The organism is Tardiphaga sp. 709 (assembly GCF_032401055.1).
GTDB lineage: Bacteria > Pseudomonadota > Alphaproteobacteria > Rhizobiales > Xanthobacteraceae > Tardiphaga.
Map to the genome: position 1 here is coordinate 1,927,612 of NZ_CP135529.1, position 24,248 is coordinate 1,951,859.

Genomic DNA, 24,248 nt, shown 5'->3' on the forward strand with positions numbered 1-24,248 from the left:
ACTCCAGAATTGGCGAACCTGCCGAACTAGGTCCGCATCGATGGATGCCAAAACGTCGTCACGCGCTCGGCGAGCGCAACAAGTCCATAAAATGCCATTCCCGCGATCGCGGCGAGCGCGATCTCCGCCCACACCATATCGAGCGCCATGCGCCCGGCTTCGGTGGAAATTCGAAAGCCGATGCCTTGCGTCGGCGTGCCGAAGAATTCCGCGACGATGGCACCGATCAGGGCCAGTGTGGCATTGATCTTCAGCGCGTTGAAGATGAAAGGTAATGCAGCAGGCAGATACAACTTGATGAGAGTCTGGGCATAGCTTGCGCCATAGGAGCGCATCAGGTCACGCTCGATATCGCCGGCAGCTTGCAGACCGGCCAACGCATTCACCAGCATCGGGAAGAACGTTACCAGCGCCACCACGGCAGCCTTCGATGGCCAGTCAAAGCCGAACCACATGACCATGATCGGCGCGACGCCAACCAGCGGCAGTGCCGAGAAGAAGTTACCCAAGGGTAGCAGCCCGCGGCCGAGAAATTCAAAGCGATGCGCGAGGATCGCCACCAGAAGCCCGGCGCCGCAGCCGATGGCATAGCCGATCAGCACACCACGGATGAAGGTCTGCACGAAATCCGCGCCCAATATCGGCAGCGACGCCATGAATTTCGTAGCGGCAGCGCTCGGCGACGGCAGCAGCACCGGCGGCACGCCGGCGCCGCGCACCACGACCTCCCAGAGATAGAACACGGCCGCACCAAACAGCAGCGGGATGGCAAGATCGATAGCCTTACGGAATATACTGCTGCGCGGCCTCAGTCCGGCCAGCGCAACGACGGAGATCCATGACGCCAGCCAGACGCCGATCACCACCACCCAGAAGCCTGACGCGGCATCGCCAGCAATCAAGGGATCGCGCAACAGCGTCAACGTCATGTCCGCCGTGATGCCTGCGCCGACCAAGCCGATCACGATGGCCGGAAGGCCGCGAAAGCCGGCAGCGAAAGCGAAGACCAGCACGATCACGCCGGTGAGCAGGAAGGTCAGCGGCCGCGCCATCAGTGCTGCGACGGGCGTGCCGGCCAGCGGCAGCGGCAACATCAGCGTGATCAGCACGCACACCGCCGACATGATGAAGCCTAGGCGGATCTGGCGACGGTTCATGACCGCGCCCCCATCCGCTGCGCCACCTTGCGTTCGGCATAGCCGACGATGGCGATCAAACCAGAAGCCAAAACAGCAGCGGCAACCAGCGCAGACCAGATCTGGATGGTTTGGCCATAATAGGAGCCGGCTAGCAGGCGCGCGCCGATGCCGGCTTCCGCGCCGGTCGGCAATTCCGCGACGATGGCGCCGATGAGCGAAATGGTGATGGCAACCTTGAGGCTGGCAAAGAGATAGGGCACCGCCGAAGGCCAGCGCAGTTTCGACAGCACCTGCCTAGATGTCGCCGACCATGTCCGCATCAGATCCATCTGCATCGGATCGGGTGAGGTAAAGCCCTTCACCATGCCTATCGTGATCGGGAAGAAACTCAAATAGGCCGAAATGATCGATTTCGGCAGCAGGCCCTGTAGGCCGATAGCACCGAGCACCACAATGAAGATCGGCGCCAGCGCCAATATGGGCACCATCTGCGAGCAGATGATCCACGGCATCAGGCTGCGCTCCAGCACGCGGCTGTGCACGATGGCGAGCGCCAGCACGATGCCGAGCAGTGCCCCGAGCGCGAAGCCGAGCAGCGTCGCCGACAGCGTCACCATGGAATGATAGACGAGGCTACGCGGCGCCGTCGGCGCATAGCCGAACACGCCGTCGATGAAAGCACCGACCACCTGATGCGGCGCCGGCAGCAACGGCCGCTCCGCGCTCATGGTGCCTTCCAGCAATTCCATCGTCGTGTAAGGCGCTTCCTCGCGCTCGAATCCGCCGCGCACAAGCGACAGGTTCATCAGCACGGCGCCGATGTACCAGACGACGATCAGCACTGCGACAATGGCCACCAGCGGCGTGCTACGCTTTACCAGCGGATGCGTGCGCCATGCCTCACGCGTGACCGGCATGGTATCCACCGTACTACTCGTCATAGGAGTGCCCGGCCCGCAGCCCCGTGCGCACGCGCTGCGCGATGGCCATGAATTCCGGTGTCTCGCGGATTTCCAGCGTGCGCTCGCGCCGGAAATTGCAGTCGATAATATCAGTGATACGGCCCGGCCGCGGCGACATCACCACGATCTTGGTGGAAAGAAACACCGCTTCGGGAATCGAATGCGTCACGAACAGCACGGTCTTGCGGGTCTTGGCCCACAATTGCAGCAACTGTTCGTTGAGATGATCCCTGACGATCTCGTCCAGTGCGCCGAACGGCTCGTCCATCAAGAGCAATTCCGGATCGAACGACAGCGCGCGCGCGATCGAGACGCGCTGCTGCATGCCGCCCGAGAGCTGCCAGGGAAATTTCCGCTCGAAGCCGGTGAGATTGACCAGCTCCAGATAACGCGCTGCGCGCTGTTTCTGTTCGGTCGGCGAGAAGCCCATCAATTCCAGCGGCAGCTTGAGGTTGGCCTCGATGCTGCGCCAGGGAAACAATGCGGGCGCCTGAAATACATAACCGTAATTGCGCCCGAGCCGCGCCTGCTCGGCGCTCATGCCATTGACAGTGACGCTGCCAGAGCTTGGTTGCTGCAGGTCCGCGATCACACGCAGCAGCGTGGTCTTGCCGCAGCCGGAGGGACCAATGAAGGAGACAAACTCCCCACCACTGACTTGCAGATCAACATTGGATAGCGCTTCGACCTTGCCGTCGGCCGTATCGAAGGTGAGCGATACCTTGCTGACGTCGACCGCGATGGTACGTGTCACGTTGGCTTGATAAATGTGAGGTTCAGCGTCGGCAGTTGAGTTCATGCGCACCGGTTCGACCAGAAGGGTCACGCAGCCGGCCACACCCCTGCGGGACGTGGCAATATGCCGCCTATCGGGGGATGATATCGGCATTGATCGCTGCTTCAACACAATAGTGCCGACCCCTTCCCGCCGCTCGCTGATAGTTTGCGCAAGGACAGCGGACTTATTGGGCAGTTATTATCTACCGCGCCGCATCGCCCAAACAAAAACGGCCGGGCGTGGCCCGGCCGCTGCAATCGCATCGATAAAATGAGATCAGGACGCCCTAGCGGTCTTATTCTTCGAGTTGCGCTGAAAGAACAGCGCCTGGCTGGCGACGGCCGAGACCATCGCGGGCTGGAACGGCTTCGAGATCAGGAAGGCCGGCTCCGGACGTTCGCCGGTTAGAAAACGCTCCGGATAGGCGGTGATGAAGACCACCGGCACTTCGAAGATGCGCAGCAACTCGTTCACCGCGTCGAGACCCGAGCTGCCATCGGCGAGCTGGATATCGGCGAGGATCAGGCCGGGCTTCTTGTTCTTCGCGAGCGCCACCGCATCCGCATGGGTGCGGGCAACGCCGATGACGTTATGACCGAGATTCTTCACGAGGCTTTCGAGATCCATCGCGATGAAGGTCTCGTCCTCGATGATCAGAACGTCGGTGGCGATCTCGGCGGCCATTTCGCGGCCGGCCGTGTCGGCCAGCGAACGCACTTCCGCCACATCAGCGTCGAGTACGAAGGCGACCTCCTCTTCCGAGAAGCCTTCGAGCGACAGCAACAGGAAGGCCTGTCGTGGCAGCGGGGTAATGTTGGAAATGCGCTTCTCGGACGCAGCCTGCAGCGGCGCGACATCCGGATTGTCATTCAAGGCGACAGAGTTCCAAATCTGGGTGAACAGACGAAACAAGCCGGCGCGGGCGCCGTGTTGTTCGTCGAGCAGCGACTGGTCTTGCAGCAACGCTTCCAGCATGGCGCCTACATAGGCATCGCCTGAGGCCTGGTTGCCCGTGAGGGCTCGGGCATAGCGCCGCAATAGCGGCAAGTGTTCAGCTACGAGCTGTGATCGGGACATCCCCACTCCATCCTGTTCTAAATCAAAGTCAAAGGGGTATCGGAATACGACCGGTTCCTTCGATGTGCGTGTCTACGTCCCAGTCGGACAAAAGTTCCACGAGGTCGGAACTTTCCGCCGCGCTCCGCATTAAGATCGCGAACAGACGCCGCAAAGGCTTCAAAAATCAAGAAAATTTCTCAATTCCAGGGGGCGTATCTTCTGGGGAATGTGGAACGGGTCATGAAAGATGTGAAGCCGAAGGGCGGATTAAACGCCGAAATCCAGTCACGGATCGGGCATCAGTTGCGCGCGATGTACGACGATGTCGTGCGACAGGGCGTGCCGGACCGATTTGCGGAGCTGATCCGCAAGCTGGACGGGGCTGAGGCTCAAGCCCAGATCGCTGGCGATCCTGGCAAAAATGAAGGAGGGGAATAATGCCTCTCACAGACTCACTCCGCGACGACATTCTGGCGTCGGTGCCTAGCCTGCGCGCCTTCGCGATCTCGCTCTCCGGCAACGGCGACCGGGCCGATGACCTCGTACAGGAAACGCTGTTGCGCGCGCTCGCCAATATCGACTCCTTCCAGGTTGGCTCGAATCTGCCTGCGTGGTTGTTCACCATTCTGCGTAACCTGTTCCGGTCGGACTATCGCAAGCGGCGGCGTGAGGTGGAGGATGCGGATGGCAGCTATGCCAAGACTCTGAAGACCCAGCCGGCACAAAACGCCCATCTGGAATTTGAGGAGTTTCGCGCGGCGCTTGAGAAGCTTCCGCAGGATCAGCGCGAAGCGCTTATTCTCGTCGGCGCATCGGGCTTCTCCTATGAGGACGCGGCCACGATCTGCGGTTGCGCCGTCGGCACCATCAAGAGCCGCGTCAATCGCGCGCGCTCGAAGCTCAGCGCCTTGCTCTATGTGGATGGCGCAGAAGACTTCGGCCCGGACGATACCGTCCGCGCAGTGATCGGCGGATCGGGCGGTTAGTTCGATCCGACAATTGAGGCAAGACAAGCGGTCACTTCGGTGGCCGCTTTTTTTTGTATGAGTTGGTATGACTGCATCAGCAGCGCGCCGACTTCTTCCACAATCGGGGCGAAGGAACCGCCACCATCTTTCCGCCACACAGAAAGTGCCCCTCGCGCTTACATCGCCGGGGATTTTTGTTGATGCACATGCCATTAACGCCTCGCGACTGCTGTACGAGGACCAACCGGGGATGCCTGCCTTTCGACCACGAACAATCTCGCTTGCCGCCGCACTGAGCATCGCCTGCGCAGGTCATGCTCTCGCGCAGAAACAATACGATCCCGGCGCATCCGACACCGAGATCAAGATCGGCAACATCATGCCCTATAGCGGGCCGGCTTCGGCCTATGGCATCGCGGGCATCATCGAGGCCGCCTATTTCCGTATGATCAACGATCAGGGCGGCATCAACGGCCGCAAGATCAATTTCATCAGCTATGACGATGCCTATAATCCGTCCAAGGCCGTCGAGCAGGCACGCAAGCTGGTCGAATCCGACGAGGTGCTCGTGGTGTTCAATCCGCTCGGCACACCGTCCAATGCAGCGATCCAGAAATATCTCAACATCAAGAAAGTGCCGCAACTGTTCGTCGCCGCCGGCGCGACCTATTTTGGCAATTACAAGGCTTTCCCGTGGACCATGGCATGGCAGCCGCCCTATGAGAGCGAGGGCCGCATCTATGCGAAATATCTGCTGACCGAAAAGCCCGACGCGAAGATCGCGGTGCTCTATCAGAACGACGACCTCGGCAAGGACGTGCTGAAGGGCCTGAAGGATGGTCTCGGCGACAAAGCTGGGGGCATGCTGATCGCCGCCGAAAGCTATGAGGTCACCGAGCCGACCATCGATAGCCACATCATCAATTTGAAAGCCTCCGGCGCCGATACGTTCATCAGCGTCACGACACCGAAGTCGGCAGTCCAGAGTATCCGCAAGGTCTCCGAACTCGGCTGGAAGCCGCTCTACATCCAGGGCTATGCCAGCGCATCGATCAGCTCCGTGCTGAAGCCGGCCGGACAGGAGATCTCGCAGGGCATCCTGTCGGCCTATTACGCCAAGGACGGCTCGGATCCGCAATGGGACAACGACCCCGGCATGCAGCGCTTCTATGCGTTCCTGGCCAAATACGCTCCGGACGCCCGCCGCAACGACATCTCGGCAGTCTACGGCTATGGCGCGGCGCAGACCATGGTTCAAGTGCTGAGGCAGGCCGGCGACGATCTCACCCGTGCCAATGTGATGAAGCAAGCCGCCAGCCTGAAGGACTTCGCGCCGGACACGATGCTGCCGGGCGTCAAGCTCAACACGTCCGCGACTGATTTCTACCCGATCGAACAGTTGCAGATGATGCGCTTCAAGGGCGACAAATGGGAGCTATTTGGCCCTGTGATCTCGGGCGAGATCAGCCGCTGAATTATACCGGGGAACGGCATATCCATTGCCCAATAAAGCAGCCCTTCGCGGTGTCATCGCGAGGGGCTTTTTGTTGCCGCATACACGCGAACGGTGTTCAATCCGGCCGGAGCCGCAAAGGCCCGCAAAACAAGACGAATAAAAATTAGGGAGTTCTGAAATGCCTTGGATCCGATCGCGCGCACTGACTTTGTCGGTTGCCGCGGCCCTCAGCGTCGCAGCCAGCAGCAGCGCGTTGGCCCAGAAGAAATACGACACCGGCGCCACTGACACCGAAATCAAGATCGGCAACATTATGCCGTATAGCGGCCCTGCCTCGTCCTACGGACTGATCGGCAAGACCGAAACAGCCTATTTCAAGATGATCAACGACCAGGGCGGCATCAACGGCCGCAAGGTTAACTTCATCAGCTATGACGACGCCTATTCGCCGCCGAAGGCGGTCGAACAGGCCCGTAAGCTGGTCGAAAGCGACGAGGCACTGTTCATCTTCAATTCGCTTGGTACACCGTCGAATACGGCGTTCCAGAAATACATGAATGCCAAGAAGGTACCACAACTTTTCGTCGCCACCGGCGCCAGCAAGTGGAACGATCCGAAGCACTTCCCGTGGACGATGGGCTGGCAGCCGAGTTACGCGGTCGAAGCACAAATCTACGCAAAATATCTGATGAAGGAGAAGCCGGACGCCAAGGTCGCGGTGATCTATCAGAACGACGATTTCGGCAAGGACTACCAGAAGGCGTTCAAAGAAGCGCTGGGTGCCAAGGCTACCACGATGCTGGTCACGGAAGAGAGCTATGAGATCTCCGAGCCGACCATCGATTCCCACATCGTGAAGGTGAAGTCGCTCAATCCCGATGTCGTCGTCCATTTCGTGACGCCGAAATTCGCAGCCCAGGGCATCAAGAAGATCGGTGAACTCGGCTGGAAGCCGCTGCAGCTCGTCACCAATGTCAGCGTCTCCGTCGGAGCAGTGATGCAGCCCGCCGGCTTCGACAATGCGCAGGGCGTGCTGTCGGCTGACTACCGCAAGGACGGCGCGGACTCCCAGTGGAAGGACGACCCGGGCATGAAGAAATGGTCGGCCTTCATCGACAAATACATGCCGGGTGCCGACCGCACCGACAACAGCCTCGTCTACGGTTATGGCGCCGCGCAGACGCTGGTGAAGGTGCTGGAGATGTGCGGCGACAACCTGTCCCGCGAGAATGTCATGAAGCAGGCGGCAAGCCTGAAAGACTTCGCGCCAGACACGCTGCTGCCGGGCATCACCATATCCACCTCGGCCACCGACTATGCACCGATCGCGCAGTTGCGGATGATGCGCTTCAAGGGCGACAAGTGGGAGCTGTTCGGCGACGTGATCAATGCCGACACGACTGCGGCGGACTAGTACCCGCAGCACTTTGCACTGCACCACTAGAACAACGGAGCCCCTGCGATTTGGTCGCAGGGGCTTATTCTTGTGACTGGCGCATCAGGGGTATTCAATGCGGACAGGAGTCGCAGAACTCCACCAAAGACCTGGGAAGAAATGATCACGGAGATCCATGATGCTCGCACGATCCATGCGCCTTGCAGCACTGCCTGCTGCTATGACGCTTCTGGCCGCCAGTGTGTCCGGCGCGCTCGCGCAGAAGAAATACGACACCGGCGCCACCGATACTGAAATCAAGATCGGCAACATCATCCCTTATAGCGGCCCCGCGTCTGCCTATGGAACGATCGGCAAGACCGAGACCGCCTATTTCAACATGATCAACGCACAAGGTGGCATCAACGGACGCAAGATCAACTTCATCAGTTACGACGACGCCTATTCGCCGCCGAAAGCCGTGGAGCAGGTGCGAAGGCTGGTCGAATCCGACGAGGTGCTGGTGGTGTTCAATCCACTCGGCACGCCGTCCAATACCGCGATCCAGAAATATCTGAACGGCAAGAAAGTGCCGCAGCTCTTCGTCGCCACCGGCGCCACCAAATGGAACGATCCAAAGAACTTCCCCTGGACGATCGGCTGGCAACCCTCCTATCAGAGCGAAGCACAGATCTATGCGAAGTATCTTCTGAAGGAGAAGCCGAACGCGAAAATCGGCGTGCTTTACCAGAACGACGATTTCGGCAAGGACTATCTGAAGGGCTTCAAGGACGGCCTCGGCGACAAGGCAGCATCGATGATCACCATCGAGGATAGCTACGAGATCGCCGAACCGACCATCGACACCCATGTGGTGAAGCTGAAAGCTGCGAACCCCGACGTACTGATGATCTTCACGACGCCAAAATTCGCGGCACAGACTATCAAGAAGACCGCCGAGCTTGGCTGGAAGCCGTTGCAGATCCTCGCCAATGTCAGCGTCTCCGTGGGAGCGGTGATGCAGCCCGCCGGCTTCGACAATGCGCAGGGCGTACTGTCGGCCTCCTACACCAAGGACGGCACCGATTCACAATGGAAGGACGATCCCGGCATGAAGAAGTGGAACGTGTTCCTCGACAAATACATGCCGGACGCCAACAAAGCGGATTCGAGCACGGTCTATGGCTATGGTGCTGCGCAGACGCTGGTCAAGGTGCTGCAGATGTGCGGCGACGACCTGACCCGGGCGAATGTCATGAAGCAGACCGCCAACCTGAAGGACTTTACCCCCGACACGCTGCTGCCGGGCATCACCATCAATACCTCGCCCACCGATTTCGCGCCGATCTCGCAATTGCAGATGCAGCGCTTCAAGGGCGACAAATGGGAGCGCTTCGGCGAGATCTTCAGCGCCGACGCCGTCACGCAATAACTCTGCAGCGCCTGCAGCTCTGCTGCATCAGCGAACACGAATTATACCGCTCTCGCGACCACGTCGCGGGGGCTTTTTCTTGCTGGCGATCCCGCGCGGGTGTTGAATGTCGTCAGGAGCCGCAGAGCTCCACGTCAAGAAACATGACACATCACAATTGATCAGGGAGATCAGAAATGCCCGCAATGCACTTGCGTTTGGCCACGTTTCCAGCCGCCTATTTGGCTGGCTTGGCTTTGCTCGCCGCGTCCGCCACCGGCGCGCTCGCCCAGAAAAAATACGACACCGGCGCCTCGGATACCGAAATCAAGATCGGCAACATCATGCCCTATAGCGGACCCGCCTCCGCCTATGGCGTGATCGGAAAAACCGAGGAAGCCTACTTCAAGAAGATCAATGCTGCTGGCGGCATCAACGGCCGCAAGATCAACTTCATCAGTTATGACGACGCCTATTCGCCGCCAAAGACCGTCGAGCAGGCGCGCAAGCTGGTGGAATCGGACGAAGTTCTGCTGGTGTTCAACTCGCTGGGCACACCGCCGAACTCGGCAATCCAGAAATACATGAACAGCAAGAAGGTGCCGCAATTGTTCGTGGCCACCGGCGCCACCAAGTGGAACGACCCGAAGGACTTCCCCTGGACCATGGGCTGGCAGCCCAACTACCAGAGCGAGACGCAGATCTATGCGAAATATCTTTTGAAGGAAAAGCCCGGCGCGAAGATTGCCGTCCTTTACCAGAACGATGACTACGGCAAGGACTACCTCAAAGGTCTGAAGGACGGCCTTGGCGCAAAGGCCGCTTCGATGATCGTGGTGGAGGAGAGCTACGAGACCTCCGAGCCGACCATCGACAATCACATCGTCAAGCTGAAGTCGTTGAACGCCGACGTGTTCGTCAACATCACGACGCCGAAATTTGCGGCGCAGGCTATCAAAAAGGCCGCCGAGATCGGCTGGAAACCGATGCACTTCCTCAACAACGTGTCCAACTCGATCGGCAGCGTGATGAAGCCGGCCGGCTTCGAAAACTCGCAGGACATTATTTCCGCTGCGTATCTGAAGGACGTGGCGGACACCCAGTGGAATAACGACCCCGGCATGAAGGAGTTTCTCGCCTTCCTCGACAAGGATTTTCCGGAAGGCAACAAGCTCGATGGATTGATCGTCACCGGTTACGGGGTCGCCCAGACGCTGGTTGAGGTTCTCAAGAAGTGCGGTGACAACCTGACCCGCGAAAACGTCATGAAGCAGGCGGCCAGCCTGAAGGACTTCCGAACCGAGGTGCTGCTGCCCGGCATCAAGATCAACACATCTGCGACCGACTTTGCGCCGATCAGCCAGCTTCAGCTGATGCGTTTCAAAGGCGATAAATGGGAGCTGTTCGGCGAGGTCATTAGCGCTGATGTAGGCGGCTGATCGCCCTCATTCCACATAACGGAAAATACGTGAGGCCCGCGTCAAAAACAGCGCGGGCCTTATTGCGTTTTTGGTCGCTTTCCATTTGAGCCATTGTGCAATCGCGGTATGACTATCTCGCAGGCGCAAAAGAGCCTGCAGAACAAGAAAATCTCGCCTTGCAAGCAAGGGAAGGAACTCAAATGTCTGCCACGTCCGCGCGGCTATTGTCGCTCTCGGCCGCGACCATGTTACTCGCCATTTCCTCGACCCACGTCCTCGCCCAAAAGAAATACGACACCGGCGCCAGCGACACCGAAATCAAGCTCGGCAACATCGTGCCCTATAGCGGACCGGCCTCGGCCTATGGCGCCGTCGGCAAGACACAGGCCGGCTATTTCAAGATGATCAACGACAAGGGTGGCATCAACGGCCGCATGATCAACTACATCTCCTACGATGACGCCTATTCGCCACCGAAGGCTGTCGAGCAGACCCGCAAGCTCGTCGAGTCCGACGAAGTGCTCTTGATGTTCTCGGCGCTCGGCACGCCGTCCAATACGGCGATCCAGAAATATCTCAACGCCAAGAAGGTGCCGCAACTGTTTCTGGCCACTGGCGCCACCAAATGGGCCGATCCGAAGAACTTCCCCTGGACCATGGGCTGGCTGCCCAGCTACCAGAGCGAAGGCCGCATCTATGCCAAGTACCTTTTGAAGGAAAAGGCCGGCGCCAAGATCGGCGTGCTCTACCAGAATGACGACTTCGGCAAGGACTATCTGAAGGGCGTCAAGGACGGCCTCGGCGACAAGGCATCTTCGATTGTGATCGAGGAGAGCTATGAGCTGACCGAGCCGACTGTGGATTCCCACATCGTCAAGATGAAGTCGCTTAATCCCGACGTTGTCATCATCTTCGCAACGCCGAAGTTTGCCGCGCAGACCATCAAGAAGGTCGCCGAACTCGGCTGGAAGCCGACCATGATCGTGCCGGGCGTCAGCGTCTCCATCGGTCAGGTGCTGCGTCCCGCAGGCTTCGAGAACGCGCAGGGCTTGCTCTCCGCGCATTACTCCAAGGACGCCACCGACCCGCAGTGGAAGGACGATCCGGGCATCAAGGCCTACCGTGAGTTCCTGGCCAAATATGTCCCGGACGGCAACCCGGCCGACAGTTCGCTGATGTCCGGCTACAACATCGCCGAGACCATGGCGATCCTGCTCAAACAGTGCGGCGACGATCTCACCCGCGCCAATGTGATGAAGCAGGCGGCGAACCTGCAAGACGTCCAGCAGTCGACGCTGCTCCCGGGCGTGAAAGTCAATACCTCGCCAACCGACTTCTCGCCCATCGAGCAGATGCAGCTGATGCGTTTCGAGGGCGAGAACTGGAAACTGTTCGGCGACGTGTTGACCGGTGAACTCGGCGAAAGCGGCAAGGGCGGTTAGCTCTTACTTCCCCTCTCCCCCAGCGCAGCGAAGCTGCGCGCCGCGGGAGAGGGTGCCTGAGTGAAGCGAAGGCGAGAGAGGGCTCCTTGCTTCTTAAGCGAAGCCCCCTCTCCCACCAGCCGCGGCTGCGCCGCGTCCGGGGGCGAGGAGAAGCGCTTGCCGCCTCCCTCAATGAGCGGCATAACCCCGGGCATGACCGATAAACGCCCCCTGCTCCGCGCAATTTTCGATGCCGCAGTTGCTGCGGCCCATCCCGATGTCATCCTCAGCGCCCACCTGCCGGCGCCGCCGAAGGGCCGCATCATCTGCCTCGCCGCCGGCAAGGGAGCCGCCGCCATGGCTGCCGCCGCGGAAAAGCACTATCTCGACACGCTGAAACTCGATCCCGCGCGCCTCACCGGCATCGCCACCACGCGCCATGGCCATGACGTGCCGACACGGCGCATCCGTGTGGTTGAGGCCGGCCATCCCGTGCCCGATGAAGCGGGCCTCAAGGGTGCCGACGACAGCCTCAAACTCGCAGCGGAAGCCACCGCGGACGACCTCCTGCTGGTCTTGATCTCCGGCGGCGGCTCCGCCAACTGGACCGCGCCAGTGGCGGGCATCACCTTCCAGCAGAAGCAGCAGCTCAACCGCGCGCTGCTGCGCTCTGGCGCCGTGATCGGCGAGATCAACACGGTGCGCAAGCATCTCTCACGCATCAAGGGCGGCCGCCTCGCCCGCGCCGGCCAGAAGGCGGAGATCGTCGCGCTGGCGATTTCCGACGTGCCGCATGACGATCCCGCGGTGATCGCATCGGGACCGACGGTGCCGGATACAACAACGCTGGCCGATGCGCGCGCCATCATCGCGAAGTTCAATCTCACCATCGACGATGCGGTGCGTGCGGCCCTCAACGACGAAGGCAATGAAAGCGTGAAGCCGGATGACGCGGCGTTCGCGCGCGCACGCTTTGAGCTGATCGCACGTCCGCGCGAGTCGCTGGATGCCGCGATCAAGGTGGCGAAAGATGCAGGCTATGAGATCATCGATCTCGGCGCCGATCTCGAAGGCGAAGCGCGCGAGGTTGCCGCCAAGCATGCGAAGCTGGCGCTTAAGGCCAAGGCCGACGGCAAGAAGCTCGCCATCCTCTCCGGCGGCGAACTCACGGTGACCGTCACTGGCAACGGCCGCGGCGGCCCGAACCAGGAATACGCGTTGGCGCTAGCGGATGCTTTCAAGGATACGACAGGCATTGTCGCGCTCGCCGGAGATACCGACGGCGCCGATGGCGGCGCCGGCAGCGCCAGCGATCCCGCCGGCGCGATCATCGATGCACGTACGTTCGAGGCCATGCGCGCGCAGAAGCTCGATGCGAAGGCAACGCTGGCGAATAACGACGCGACGACGTTCTTCACCGCGACAGGCGATCTGCTGCAGACCGGGCCGACGCTGACCAATGTGAATGATATCAGAGTAATTTTAGTGGACTAACCACACACTGTCATTCCGGGGCACGGGGCGCTACTTGGCGCTCGCGAACCTCAGCCACTCCGTTTGGAGTGGCGGGGAATCCAGGAGTGATGAACATGTCGAGGTTCTGGGCTCGGTCCCTCGCCTGCGGCGCCGGTCCGCCCCGGAATGACGGGTGTTTGGCTAAAACTCTCTAGCAATCTTCGCCATCATCCCCAGCAGCGCTTTGTGCTCGGCCGGCCCCAGCACCTCGATCAGCCGCGCTTCATGCCGCGTCGCCACCAGCTTCTTGGCGCGGGCCAGCGTGGCACGCCCCTTGTCGGTGAGCATCAGCACATGCGAGCGGCGGTCGCTCGGCGAGCGCATCCGCGTCAGCAAGTCGCGGCTCTCCAGAGCGTCAAGCAGCGAAACGAAATTCGGACGGAGAATACCGAGCGTATTGGCGATTTCGGTCTGGTTACGACCCGGGTTCTTATCCAGCAGCAGCAGGACTGAGAATTGCGCCGGCGTCAGCTGCAGCGGCGCCATGCAGCGCAGGAAGTCTTCAAACACCTTCAACTGCGCGCGTTTCAGCGAATAGCCCAGCAGTTCGGACAGTTCGCCGAGCTGCAGCGCACCGCCCTCCTCGTCGAACCCGACGGGCGCAACCTGCTTGGCTTGATCCTGAGACGTCATCTTTGAAACAGTCATCGCTCGCTTTCCGCGATACCCGGCGGCTTGAATGAAACACCCGGTCGACGTGCGACAGGCCTTGAGATTATGTTCAATAATCGTTATGAAGTATATCAAATAGACGGCGGGTTTCAACCGCCATTGTTGATCGTCCCGCGCCTGTGGTATCCGGCGCGCCAGACAGTGTGGGGGAGCGCGCGGCTTTGAATACGACGATTTTGCTGTTCCTTTTGCAGGACGGCATCACCAATGGCGCGATCTATGCGCTGCTCGGGCTGGCCCTGGTGCTGGTCTTTGCGGTTACACGCATCATCCTGATCCCCCAGGGCGAATTCATCACTTTTGGTGCGCTGACCTATGCCAGCCTCTCGGCCGGCCAGATGCCGGGCACCATCAAGCTCGCCGTCGCCATGGGCGTCGTGGCCTTTGCCTTCGATCTCTTCACCTTCCGCAAGGCGCTCCATGCCAAGCGCGTACTGCGCTCGATTGCGGTCAATATCGTGTTCCCGCTGGCGATCTGGGGCGTGATGTGGGCGCTGGGTGGACGGCCGGGGAATATCGCCCTCAACATCGCGCTGTCGCTGCTGATCGTTGCCGCCATCGGCCTTTATCTCTATCGCATCGCGTTCCAGCCGATCGCCCACACATCGGTTCTGGTACTGCTGATCGCCTCCGTGGGCTGCCACCTGGCGCTACAGGGCTTCGGCCTCGTCTTCTTCGGCGCCGAAGGCCAGCGCGGCCCTGCGATCTCGTCTGACGCCATCACCATCGGCGCGCTGCGCTTCACCGGCCAAAGCATCGCCGTCTATGGGATCACGATCGCGCTGATCGTCGGGTTGTGGCTGTTCTTCGGTTACACGCTTTATGGCAAGGCGCTCCGCGCCACGGCGGTAAACCGCCTCGGTGCTCGCCTCGCCGGCATCCGCACCTCACTGTCGGGTCAGATCGCATTCCTGCTGGCCTCGGTCATCGGCGCCATCTCAGGCATTCTGATCGTGCCGATCACCACGCTCTATTACGACACCGGCTTCCTGATTGGCCTGAAGGGCTTCGTCGCCGCAATCATCGGCGGCCTCGTCAGCTATCCACTGACGGCCGCCGCCGCGATCCTGGTTGGCTGCGTCGAGGCCTTCTCGTCGTTCTATGCGAGCAACTACAAAGAGGTCATCGTCTTCACGCTGATCCTTCCGGTTCTGGTGCTGCGCTCGCTCGCCGCACCTGAAGTCGAAGAAGAGAAGGATTAAACGCCATGCAACAGCGTCTCCTTCCCATTCTCGTCTTCGCGCTGGTAATGGCCGCGATCCCGTTCGTGCCGGGTGTGCCGCCATTCTGGATCGTGCTGCTCGACAATATCGGCCTCGCCGCGCTCGTCGCCATGGGCCTCGTGTTGCTCACGGGCGTCGGCGGCCTGACCTCATTCGGCCAGGCGGCGTTCTGCGGTTTCGGCGCCTATACGACGGCCTATCTCACCACCGCCTATGGCATGTCGCCGTGGCTGACGCTGCCGATGTCACTGATCGTCTCGGGCCTCGCCGCGGTGCTGCTCGGCATCATCACCATGCGTCTGTCGGGCCACTATCTTCCGCTCGGCACCATCGCCTGGGGCATCAGCCTGTTCTACCTGTTCAGCAAGCTGGAATTCCTCGGCCGTAACGACGGCATTTCGGGCATCCCGCCACTGTCGATCGGCACGTGGAAGATGCTGGATCCCGGCTCGATCTATTTCCCGATCTGGATCGCGGTCATCATCTGCGCGCTGCTGTCGATGAACCTGCTGGACTCGCGGACCGGCCGCGCCATCCGCGCGCTACGCCGCGGCCACATTGCTGCCGAAGCCTTCGGCGTGCAGACGGCGCGCGCGAAGCTCCTGGTCTTCATCTACGCAGCAGTTCTCGCCGGTCTGTCCGGCTGGCTCTATGCGCATTTCCAGCGTGCTGCGAATCCGACGCCGTTCGGACCGCATCTCGGCATCGAATATCTGTTCATCGCGGTGGTTGGCGGCGCCGGCTATGTCTGGGGCGGTGTGCTCGGTGCGGCCGTGGTCGTGATCCTCAAGGAAGTACTGCAAAGCTATCTGCCGCTGATCTTCGGCGGCGGCGGCGGCCAGCTCGAAACCATCGTGTTCGGCATCCTGCTCGTCGCGCTGCTCCAGCTCGCGCCGACCGGCATGTGGCCGTGGCTGACCGCGTGGCTGCCGTCTGGCGACAGCCGCAAGCGCCCCACGCCAGCGGATGCACTGCCCGCCCGGAACGACCACCGTCCGGACACCGGCGTATTGCTGCAGGTCGACAAGGCACGCAAACAGTTCGGCGGCGTCGTCGCCGTCAACGACGTGTCGTTCAATGTGCAGGCGCGCGAGATCGTCGCTTTGATCGGCCCCAACGGCGCCGGCAAGAGCACGACCTTCAACCTCATCACCGGCGTACTGGCCGCGACCGCCGGCAAGGTCACGGTACTCGGCAAGAGTGCGTCCGGCGCGCCGCCGCAGGAGATCGTCAAGCTCGGCATTGCCCGTACCTTCCAGCATGTGAAGCTGGTGCCCGACATGACCGTGCTGGAAAACGTCGCCCTCGGTGCGCATCTGCGCGGACGTTCGGGTGCCATCGCCAGCATGCTGCGGCTCGACCGCGCCGACGAAGCGAAGCTGCTCGCGGAAGCCGCCAAGCAGATCGAACGTGTCGGTCTCGGCGACCAGATAAACCAGCTCGCAGGATCCTTGTCGCTCGGCCAGCAGCGCATCGTCGAGATCGCCCGCGCACTTTGCGTCGATCCGATGCTGCTGCTGCTCGACGAGCCCGCCGCCGGCCTGCGCCACATGGAGAAGCAGCAACTGGCATCGCTGCTGCGGCAGCTGCGCGATGGCGGCATGTCGGTGCTGCTGGTCGAACACGACATGGGCTTCGTCATGAATCTCGCCAATCGCATCGTGGTGCTCGATTTCGGGACCAAGATCGCCGAGGGCACACCGGCTGACATCAAGACCAATCCCGACGTCATCAAGGCCTATCTGGGAGCGGTCGCATGAGCGCGTTGCTACAAGTCACTGATGCGCATGTCGCCTATGGCAAGGTCGAGGCCGTGCGTGCGGTCAATCTCGAGGTTCGCGCCGACGAGATCGTCACGATCATTGGCGCCAACGGCGCCGGCAAGACCACGCTGCTCAATGCGGTGATGGGTATCCTTCCGCTGAAAGGCGGCGTGACATTCGCCGGACAGGACGTCTCCAAGATCGACATCGAGGACCGCGTCGCTGCCGGCCTCAGCCTCGTACCCGAACATCGCGAATTGTTCGCCACGATGAATGTGGAAGACAACCTGCTGCTCGGCGCCTTCCGTATCGACAAGGCGACTGCCGCGCGATCTTTCGAGCACGTCTACGCCCTGTTCCCGCGCCTGAAGGAGCGCCGCAAGCAGCTCGCCGGCACATTGTCGGGCGGCGAACAGCAGATGCTGGCCATGGGCCGCGCACTGATGGGCGCGCCGAAGCTGCTGATGCTCGACGAACCAAGCCTCGGCCTCGCCCCGATTATCGTCGCCGACATCTTCCGCATCGTCAGTGAGCTGAAGGCTGCCGGCGTCTCGGTGCTACTGGTCGAGCAGAATGCGCAGGCGGCGCTGAAGATCGCCGACCGCGCTTATGTGATGGAGCTCGGCGAGTTCATCCTGGATGGCGCCGCCAGCGATATCGCCAGCAACCAGCGCGTGGTGGCGAGCTATCTTGGCTTTCAGCACGAAGGCGCGAGCGCAATCTGATCTCGATCATATGAAAAGGCCGGCTGTCTCGTAACAGCCGGCCCTTGTTTGAACTGTAATCCGGTTTACTTCGCCGGAACGTACTTCCCGTCCTTGACCGTCAGCAGGATCCGCGAACGGTCGTCGACGCCGTTGCGGTCCTGTTCGGTGTAGTTGTAGACGCCCTGTGTCGCGGCGATTTCCTTTTCGCTCATCAGCGCCTGGCGGATGGCTTCGCGGAATTCCGGCGTGCCGGGCCTGGCGGTCTTCAGCGCCACGGGCACGACGCGCTTCAGCACTTCGAACACGTCATAGGCGTGGCCGGCGAACTGGCTGCGGCTGTTGGCGCCGTATTTGGCCTCGTAGGCCGCGTTGAGTTCAAGGCCGGGCTTCTTGGTCAGCGCCGAGTCCGGCTGGCCTTCCGGATACATCACGGGACCCGCAGCCATCAGCACACCTTCGGCGGATTTTCCGGCAATGCGGATGAAGTCACTCGAGGCCGCGCCGTGGGTCTGGTAGATCAGGCCCTTGTAGCCGCGGTCACGCAGCTCGGACTGTGGCATGCCGGCGCCAGTGCCGGCCGCGCCGATCAGGATCGTATCGGGATTGGCGGCGATCAGCTTCAGCGCCTGGCCGGTGATCGACGTATCCGGACGCGCGAAACGCTCGTCATCGACGATGGCCATGCCCATCGCTGATGTCTGCGCCTTGAGGTCGTTGAACCACAGGTCGCCATAGGAATCCGAATAGCCGACATAGCCGATGGTCTTCACGCCATGGGCCTTCATGTGGTCGTACATGACCTTGCCGACGATCTCGACCGGCTGCGGCATGTCCACCGACCACTTCACGCGCGCGGGCGTGAACGGCATCGGCGACAGGCTGAAATGCGGCACACCGGCTTCGTTGGCGACCGCCGAGATGGCGACCGAGGACGGCACGATCGACGAGCCGACCATGATGTCGGCCTTGGATTCCGACACGAACCGGCGCGCATTGGTGGTGGCGATGGACGGATCGCCGCCGTCGTCGAGCACAATCAGCTTCAACGGCACGCCGCCGATGTCCTTCGGCACGAATTCCAGCGCGTTGCGCTCGGGCACGCCCAGCGCCGCCGCAGGGCCCGTGGTGGAGATGCTGATGCCGACGGTGATCTCGGCGGTCTGGGTTTCGGCGGGCGTGGCAATCGCCAGCGAGACGGCAACAGCCGCGATCGCCAGGTGAAGCTTGGACATGTCGTATCTTTCTCGTGTGGACGCAGAGAGCGCCGAAAGCGGCAGCGATACCGGCAGACGTGGCGCTGGTTGTGACCGCGCGAAGCCTCGCGCGCAGCAAAAAAGCCGACCCTCTGGCGAGGGCCGGCCTTGTTATCGAAAAATGCCGGCGAAGCAAAGGCGCTTAGCGCCCCTGCCCTCCGTCAGATCTGCATTACTGGGCGAGAACGTATTTACCGTCCTTCACCGTCAGCAGGATGCGCGAGCGCTCATCGAGGCCGTAACGATCCTTTTCGGTGAAGTTGTAAACGCCCTGGGTAGCGGCAATCTCACGCTCGGTGAGCAGCGCCTGCCGGATCGCCTCGCGGAACTCAGGGGTGCCCGGCTTGGCGGTCTTCAGCGCCGTCGGGATCACCCGCTTCAGCACCTCGAAGGCGTCGTAGGAATGGCCGGCGAACTGACTGCGGCTGTTCGGGCCATATTTGGCTTCATAGGCGGTGTTGAGCGTCATGCCGGGCTTCTTGGTCAGCGCGGTTTCGGCCTGGCCTTCCGGATACATCACCGGGCCGGAGGCCATCAGCACACCTTCGGCGGCCTTGCCGGCGATGCGGATGAAGTCCATCGAGGCGGCGCCGTGGGTCTGATAGATCAGGCCCTTGTAGCCCTTCTCGCGCAGTTCGGTCTGCGGCAGCGCAGCGGCGGTGCCGGAGGCGCCAACCAGGATCGCGTCAGGATTGGCAGCGATCAGTTTCAGCACCTGGCCAGTGACCGACGTATCTGGTCGCGCAAAGCGCTCTTCGGCCGCGATATTGATGCCCATCGGCACCGCCTGGGTCTTGAGATCGTTGAACCACAGATCGCCATAGCTGTCGGAATAGCCGATATAGCCGACGGTCTTGATCCCCTTCGACTTCATGTGGTCATACATCACCTTGCCGACGATCGGCACGGGCTGGGGCATGGCCACCGACCACTTGGCGCGTTCCGGCGTGATCGGCAGCGGCGACAGGGCGAAATGCGGGATACCGGCTTCGTTGGCCACATTGGACACCGCAATGCTGGTTGGCGTCACCGCCGAGCCCATGATGAGGTCGGCCTTGGATTCGGTCATGAAACGGCGGGCATTGGTGGTCGCGGTGGTTGGATCGCCGCCATCGTCGAGCACGATGATCTTGAGCGGCACACCGCCGATTTCCTTCGGCACGAATTCAAGTGCATTGCGCTCGGGAATGCCCAGCGCTGCCGCCGGGCCCGTGGTCGACGTGGTGATACCGATGGTGATGTCGGAGGTTTGGGCAAAAGCCGGTGCGGCGAGTGCCAGCGAGGCGGCAACAGCCGCGATCGCCAAGTGATGCTTGGTCATGGGTCTCTCCCTCAGGGTCATTTTTTATGTCGTCAGCTAAATCAAAGTTCGGCTGGCTTATCAGCCCCTTCTTTAGGTCAGTGCGCCCGTACCGGTAAAGGGCTGGCGCACTGATGCTTTGCCGCAGGCTTAACGCGGCGCCATGCGCAGCGAGGCGTCGAGCCGGACCACCTCGCCGTTGAGATACGGATTGTCGATCATGTGCAGTGCGAGAGACGCAAACTCGTCGGCATGGCCGAGCCGGCGCGGAAATGGGATCGCCGCGGCGAGGCTGTCCTGCGCCTCCTGCGGCAGGCCGGCCAAAAGCGGTGTCATGAACAGGCCCGGCGCGATGGTCAGCACGCGGATGCCGAACTGGGCCATCTCGCGGGCGATGGGCAGTGTCATGCCGACGATGCCACCTTTGGAGGCCGAATAGGCGGACTGGCCGATCTGGCCATCATAGGCCGCCACCGAGGCCGTCGAGATCACAACGCCGCGCTCGCCGGTCTCCAGCGGCTCCAGCTTGGACATCGGGTCCGTTGCCAGGCGGATCATATTGAACGAGCCGATCAGGTTGATGCGGATCACCTTGTCGAAATCGCCGAGCGCCATCGGACCATCGCGGCCGATCACGCGCTTGGCGACGCCGATGCCAGCGCAGTTCACCAGCACACGCGCCGGGCCGTGCGCCTTGGCGGCGGCGGCGACCGCGGCTTCGGCGGAGGCCGCGTCGGACACATCGCAGGAAATGGCAACACCGCCGATTTCCTTGGCAACGGTTTCGGCGAGGGCGGTGTTGAGATCGAGGAGCGCGACTTTCGCGCCCTGCGCGGCAAGCCTGCGGGCGGTCGCGGCGCCGAGGCCGGAAGCGCCACCCGTGACGATAGCGGCCTGGTTCTTCAATTGCATGATGTCCTCCCCTGTTCGATGTCTCTGCCGCTCATTGGCGGCTTTCAACTAGATCGCGATCACTTTCGCGACTTCCGGATTCCCATAAATATCGTCGATCAACTTGGCGCGATGCTCCAGCACCGCGCGCTGATTGACCGAGCCCTTATCCGTGACTTCACCGCGATCGATGGACAGCGGTGTGTCGAGCAGCACCGCCTTGGCAATCCGCGTGGAGGACCCCGTCGCGCCAGCCATGAAACGCACGAGGCGTTCACGGAACGCGTCGCGGATGATCGGATCATTGGCTGCCGCAGCGAGGTCGCCCGCAGGAAGATCGGGATTGATGACACGGCAGCCATCGAGATCGAGAATAATGAGAGCTGCGAGTTCGTCGCGGTTGATGCCGGCGATAACGACATCGCGCACCAGCGGCGCGCAAGTGCCGACGAAGCGCGCGCGCAGCGGGCCAACACTGACCCAGGTACCGCTGCCGAGCTTGAAATCCTCGGAGATGCGACCGTCGAAATCGAAGCCAGCGGAGAGATCATCGGGATCGACGGCCTTCAGCGCATCGCCGAAGATGTAATAGCCTTCCTCGTCGAACGCCTTCGCGGTCAGTTCCGGCTCGCGCCAATAGCCCGGCGTGATGTTCGGCCCTTTGGCGCGCACTTCCATCTTGCCATTGTTCGGCACCAGCTTGGCATCGTTGCCCGGCACCGGAAGGCCGACATGGCCGGAACGGCTAGTCACGGGATTGACGCACATGAAGAATGGCGAGGTTTCCGTGGCCCCGAGCCCTGTGAGCATGGGCACTCGCACGCCCGTGGTTTGCACCGACAGTTCGTCAAGACTGTCCCAGACATAGGCGGACAGCGCTGCCCCCGAAAAGAACATCGCATGCAGTCGTGCAAAGAATTTTTCGCGCAGCTCTGCATCTTCGCGCAGATAGGGCAGTAGCGATTCATAGCCCTTGGGGACGTTGAAATAGACCGTCGGCGAGATCTCGCGGAGATTGCGGATGGTCTGTTCGATGCCCGCGGGCGTCGGCTTGCCGTCGTCGAGATACATCGAACCGCCATTGAACAGCGTCAGCCCGATATTGTGATTGCCGCCAAAGGTGTGATTCCATGGCAACCAATCGATGATCACCGGCGGCTCGTCCTTCAGAAAGGCCAGCGTATCGCGCAGCATGATCTGGTTAGCACACATCATGCGCTGGGTGTTGATCACAGCCTTCGGATTGCCGGTGGAGCCTGAGGTCAGCAAGAACTTCGCGATGGTATCCGGACCGATGGCTGCGTTCGCAGCATCAAGATTGGCGGCCTCCGGCGTCACGAGCAGATCGGAGAGTTTGGTCACGGACCGGTCCGGCAGAGCGCCGGTGGAAACGACAACTTCGGTGTCGACCGGTACATTGAAGTGAATGGCGTTCGTGAACGCATTGGCGTCATCGACAAAGACCAGCCCCGGCGTCAGCAGCTTCATGAGATAGCCGAGCTTGCCGTAATCCTTCGACACCAGCGAATAGGCCGGCGACACCGGCGCATAGGGGATACCGGCATAGAGCGCACCAAAAGCGATCAGTGCGTGATCGACCGAATTGCCGGAGAGGATGACGATGGGCTTGTCGGCCGACAGCTCGCGCGACAGCAGCGCCGAGGCGATGTGCCGCGCCGCATCCAGCATCTGCGCGTATGTGATTTCGCGCCAGCCGCCGTCTTCGGCGCGCTCGGCCATGAAGACGCGATCCGGCGCCTCCTTCGCCCAGTGATGCAGATAGTCCGTGACGCGCTCCGGATAGTCGCCGATGGAGTTGGTCGGGCGTAGATAGATCGTGCCGTCGTCATGACGCTCGATGGTGACCGCGGGGTCGCCATAGGAAATCGGCCGCAGCGGATGCGCGGTTATCGCTCGCTTTGTCTGATCGATTTTGTCGGCACTTGCAGACATTGTTACCGCCCTGTGTATTCGTCCCGATTGTTGCTTTTATTTTTGTTCGTTGTCGTCTTGCCGGGTCAGCCGGGCTTCACCTTGCCGGCCTTGCGCTCCAGAAAATCCCTGATGCGATTCTTCGCCTCCTGATCGCTCTGCGCCACCGAGGCCATCAGTGCTTCCAGCATCAGCCCGGTCTGCGGACTAGCTTCGGCGATCAGCGGCAAGGCTTGCAGCACGGCGAAGTTTGTCAACGGCGCGTTCTGTGCGACACGCTCGGCAAGCTCTATGGCCTTGGGCAAGGCGCCGCCGGCTTCCGTCAGATACTGCGCGAAGCCGAGCGCCACGCCCTCCTCCGCCTTGTAGACGCGGCCGGTAAGCATCATGTCGGCCATCCGGTGCACGCCGATCAGGCGCGGCAGGCGCATCGAACCGCCGCCACCAACGAAAATGCCGCGGCTGCCTTCCGGCAGCGCGTAATAGGCCGACGGATCGGCAACACGGATATGCGCGGAGCAAGCAAGCTCGAGGCCGCCGCCGATGACGGCGCCCTGCAGCGCCGCAATCACCGGCACGCGGCAATGCTGAATGATGTCGAACACGCGGTGCCACATCCGCGAATGCATCAGCCCAGCGGTCGCGTCACGCTCGGTGAGTTCGGAAAGATCGAGGCCGGCGGAGAAATGCCCGCCGATGCCGTGGACGACGACGGCACCGATTTCCTCGGGCAGCGACGCGAAGCAACGCTCGATCTCCAGGATCAGTCCATCGTTCAGCGCGTTGCGCTTGGCGGGACGGTTCAGGCCCACGATTAGCACGCGGCCTTGGGTTTCGATCTGGAGCATGGCAGCGGTAGCGGCGACGGCTTGGTTCATGAGCGCGATTAGGTCCTGGCTAGAATAATTATATCTTATAACGAATAGCGCATGAGTCAATCTTGCGGTGCAATAGGTTGATCTCGTCCTGCATAAGGTCAGGTATTCCGGTGCGACAGCGATC

At 61.3% G+C, this 24,248-nt stretch carries 21 protein-coding genes; 11 read left to right on the top strand and 10 right to left on the bottom strand.

Annotated features, from left to right (window positions below; translation table 11 throughout):
• Positions 1-26: 26 nt before the first annotated feature.
• From RSO67_RS09670 to RSO67_RS09685, 4 genes are all read right to left on the bottom strand, one after another.
• On the bottom strand, positions 27-1,157 hold the full coding sequence (locus tag RSO67_RS09670) for an ABC transporter permease (protein WP_410001827.1): 1,131 nt from the start codon (positions 1,155-1,157) through the stop codon (positions 27-29).
• Positions 1,154-2,056 (bottom strand): ABC transporter permease, encoded by a 903-nt coding sequence (locus tag RSO67_RS09675; protein WP_315844211.1) that lies wholly within the window; start codon positions 2,054-2,056, stop codon positions 1,154-1,156. The genes RSO67_RS09670 and RSO67_RS09675 overlap by 4 nt, the downstream gene beginning before the upstream one ends.
• Before the next feature lie 13 nt (positions 2,057-2,069).
• The gene (locus RSO67_RS09680) at positions 2,070-2,855 is read right to left on the bottom strand and encodes an ABC transporter ATP-binding protein (RefSeq protein ID WP_315843305.1); all 786 of its coding nucleotides are present in this window, start codon (positions 2,853-2,855) and stop codon (positions 2,070-2,072) included.
• A gap of 300 nt (positions 2,856-3,155) precedes the next feature.
• Entirely contained in the window at positions 3,156-3,956 is an 801-nt protein-coding gene (locus RSO67_RS09685; protein WP_315843306.1) for a response regulator, read from the bottom strand.
• A gap of 222 nt (positions 3,957-4,178) precedes the next feature.
• Between RSO67_RS09685 and RSO67_RS09690 the strand changes: the two genes are divergently transcribed.
• The 8 genes from RSO67_RS09690 to RSO67_RS09725 all read left to right on the top strand — a co-directional run bounded on the left by RSO67_RS09690 (position 4,179) and on the right by RSO67_RS09725 (position 13,484).
• On the top strand, positions 4,179-4,376 hold the full coding sequence (locus RSO67_RS09690; RefSeq protein WP_068735402.1) for a NepR family anti-sigma factor: 198 nt from the start codon (positions 4,179-4,181) through the stop codon (positions 4,374-4,376).
• On the top strand, positions 4,376-4,924 hold the full coding sequence (locus tag RSO67_RS09695; protein WP_068735058.1) for a sigma-70 family RNA polymerase sigma factor: 549 nt from the start codon (positions 4,376-4,378) through the stop codon (positions 4,922-4,924). The genes RSO67_RS09690 and RSO67_RS09695 overlap by 1 nt, the downstream gene beginning before the upstream one ends.
• A gap of 232 nt (positions 4,925-5,156) precedes the next feature.
• Positions 5,157-6,380 carry an ABC transporter substrate-binding protein gene (locus RSO67_RS09700; RefSeq protein ID WP_315843307.1) on the top strand — a complete coding sequence of 408 codons (1,224 nt, stop codon included), beginning with the start codon at positions 5,157-5,159 and terminating at the stop codon, positions 6,378-6,380.
• Between the two features lie 160 nt (positions 6,381-6,540).
• Positions 6,541-7,776 carry an ABC transporter substrate-binding protein gene (locus tag RSO67_RS09705; RefSeq protein ID WP_315843308.1) on the top strand — a complete coding sequence of 412 codons (1,236 nt, stop codon included), beginning with the start codon at positions 6,541-6,543 and terminating at the stop codon, positions 7,774-7,776.
• A gap of 157 nt (positions 7,777-7,933) precedes the next feature.
• Complete coding sequence (locus tag RSO67_RS09710) at positions 7,934-9,169, top strand: ABC transporter substrate-binding protein (RefSeq protein ID WP_315843309.1); 1,236 nt, start codon at positions 7,934-7,936, stop codon at positions 9,167-9,169.
• Between the two features lie 176 nt (positions 9,170-9,345).
• Positions 9,346-10,587: an ABC transporter substrate-binding protein gene (locus tag RSO67_RS09715; RefSeq protein WP_315843310.1), complete on the top strand. Its 1,242-nt coding sequence runs from the start codon at positions 9,346-9,348 to the stop codon at positions 10,585-10,587.
• A 182-nt stretch (positions 10,588-10,769) separates the two neighbouring features.
• Complete coding sequence (locus tag RSO67_RS09720) at positions 10,770-12,011, top strand: ABC transporter substrate-binding protein (RefSeq protein ID WP_315843311.1); 1,242 nt, start codon at positions 10,770-10,772, stop codon at positions 12,009-12,011.
• A gap of 192 nt (positions 12,012-12,203) precedes the next feature.
• Positions 12,204-13,484, top strand: coding sequence for a glycerate kinase (locus RSO67_RS09725; RefSeq protein ID WP_315843312.1), 1,281 nt, complete (start codon positions 12,204-12,206; stop codon positions 13,482-13,484).
• 162 nt (positions 13,485-13,646) lie between these two features.
• Here the strand turns inward: RSO67_RS09725 and RSO67_RS09730 are convergent, their stop codons facing one another.
• On the bottom strand, positions 13,647-14,153 hold the full coding sequence (locus RSO67_RS09730) for a MarR family winged helix-turn-helix transcriptional regulator (RefSeq protein ID WP_081421958.1): 507 nt from the start codon (positions 14,151-14,153) through the stop codon (positions 13,647-13,649).
• Positions 14,154-14,338: 185 nt separating this feature from the next.
• On the opposite strand from RSO67_RS09730, the gene RSO67_RS09735 reads away from it, so the two are divergent.
• From RSO67_RS09735 to RSO67_RS09745, 3 genes are read left to right on the top strand one after another with little or no spacing between them, the layout of a single operon-like run.
• Positions 14,339-15,379, top strand: a complete 1,041-nt coding sequence (locus tag RSO67_RS09735) for a branched-chain amino acid ABC transporter permease (protein WP_184511522.1) — start codon at positions 14,339-14,341, stop codon at positions 15,377-15,379.
• Between the two features lie 5 nt (positions 15,380-15,384).
• Positions 15,385-17,160: a branched-chain amino acid ABC transporter ATP-binding protein/permease gene (locus RSO67_RS09740; protein WP_315843313.1), complete on the top strand. Its 1,776-nt coding sequence runs from the start codon at positions 15,385-15,387 to the stop codon at positions 17,158-17,160.
• Positions 17,157-17,888: an ABC transporter ATP-binding protein gene (locus RSO67_RS09745; protein WP_315843314.1), complete on the top strand. Its 732-nt coding sequence runs from the start codon at positions 17,157-17,159 to the stop codon at positions 17,886-17,888. Before RSO67_RS09740 ends, RSO67_RS09745 begins: the two co-directional genes overlap by 4 nt.
• 65 nt (positions 17,889-17,953) lie before the next feature.
• Here the strand turns inward: RSO67_RS09745 and RSO67_RS09750 are convergent, their stop codons facing one another.
• The 5 genes from RSO67_RS09750 to RSO67_RS09770 all read right to left on the bottom strand — a co-directional run bounded on the left by RSO67_RS09750 (position 17,954) and on the right by RSO67_RS09770 (position 24,124).
• Positions 17,954-19,102 (bottom strand): ABC transporter substrate-binding protein, encoded by a 1,149-nt coding sequence (locus tag RSO67_RS09750; protein ID WP_315843315.1) that lies wholly within the window; start codon positions 19,100-19,102, stop codon positions 17,954-17,956.
• Between the two features lie 193 nt (positions 19,103-19,295).
• On the bottom strand, positions 19,296-20,444 hold the full coding sequence (locus RSO67_RS09755; RefSeq protein ID WP_315843316.1) for an ABC transporter substrate-binding protein: 1,149 nt from the start codon (positions 20,442-20,444) through the stop codon (positions 19,296-19,298).
• Between the two features lie 129 nt (positions 20,445-20,573).
• Positions 20,574-21,335 carry an SDR family NAD(P)-dependent oxidoreductase gene (locus RSO67_RS09760; RefSeq protein ID WP_315843317.1) on the bottom strand — a complete coding sequence of 254 codons (762 nt, stop codon included), beginning with the start codon at positions 21,333-21,335 and terminating at the stop codon, positions 20,574-20,576.
• A gap of 48 nt (positions 21,336-21,383) precedes the next feature.
• Positions 21,384-23,267 carry a feruloyl-CoA synthase gene (locus tag RSO67_RS09765; protein WP_315843318.1) on the bottom strand — a complete coding sequence of 628 codons (1,884 nt, stop codon included), beginning with the start codon at positions 23,265-23,267 and terminating at the stop codon, positions 21,384-21,386.
• Between the two features lie 65 nt (positions 23,268-23,332).
• Complete coding sequence (locus tag RSO67_RS09770; RefSeq protein WP_315843319.1) at positions 23,333-24,124, bottom strand: crotonase/enoyl-CoA hydratase family protein; 792 nt, start codon at positions 24,122-24,124, stop codon at positions 23,333-23,335.
• Positions 24,125-24,248 lie beyond the last annotated feature (124 nt).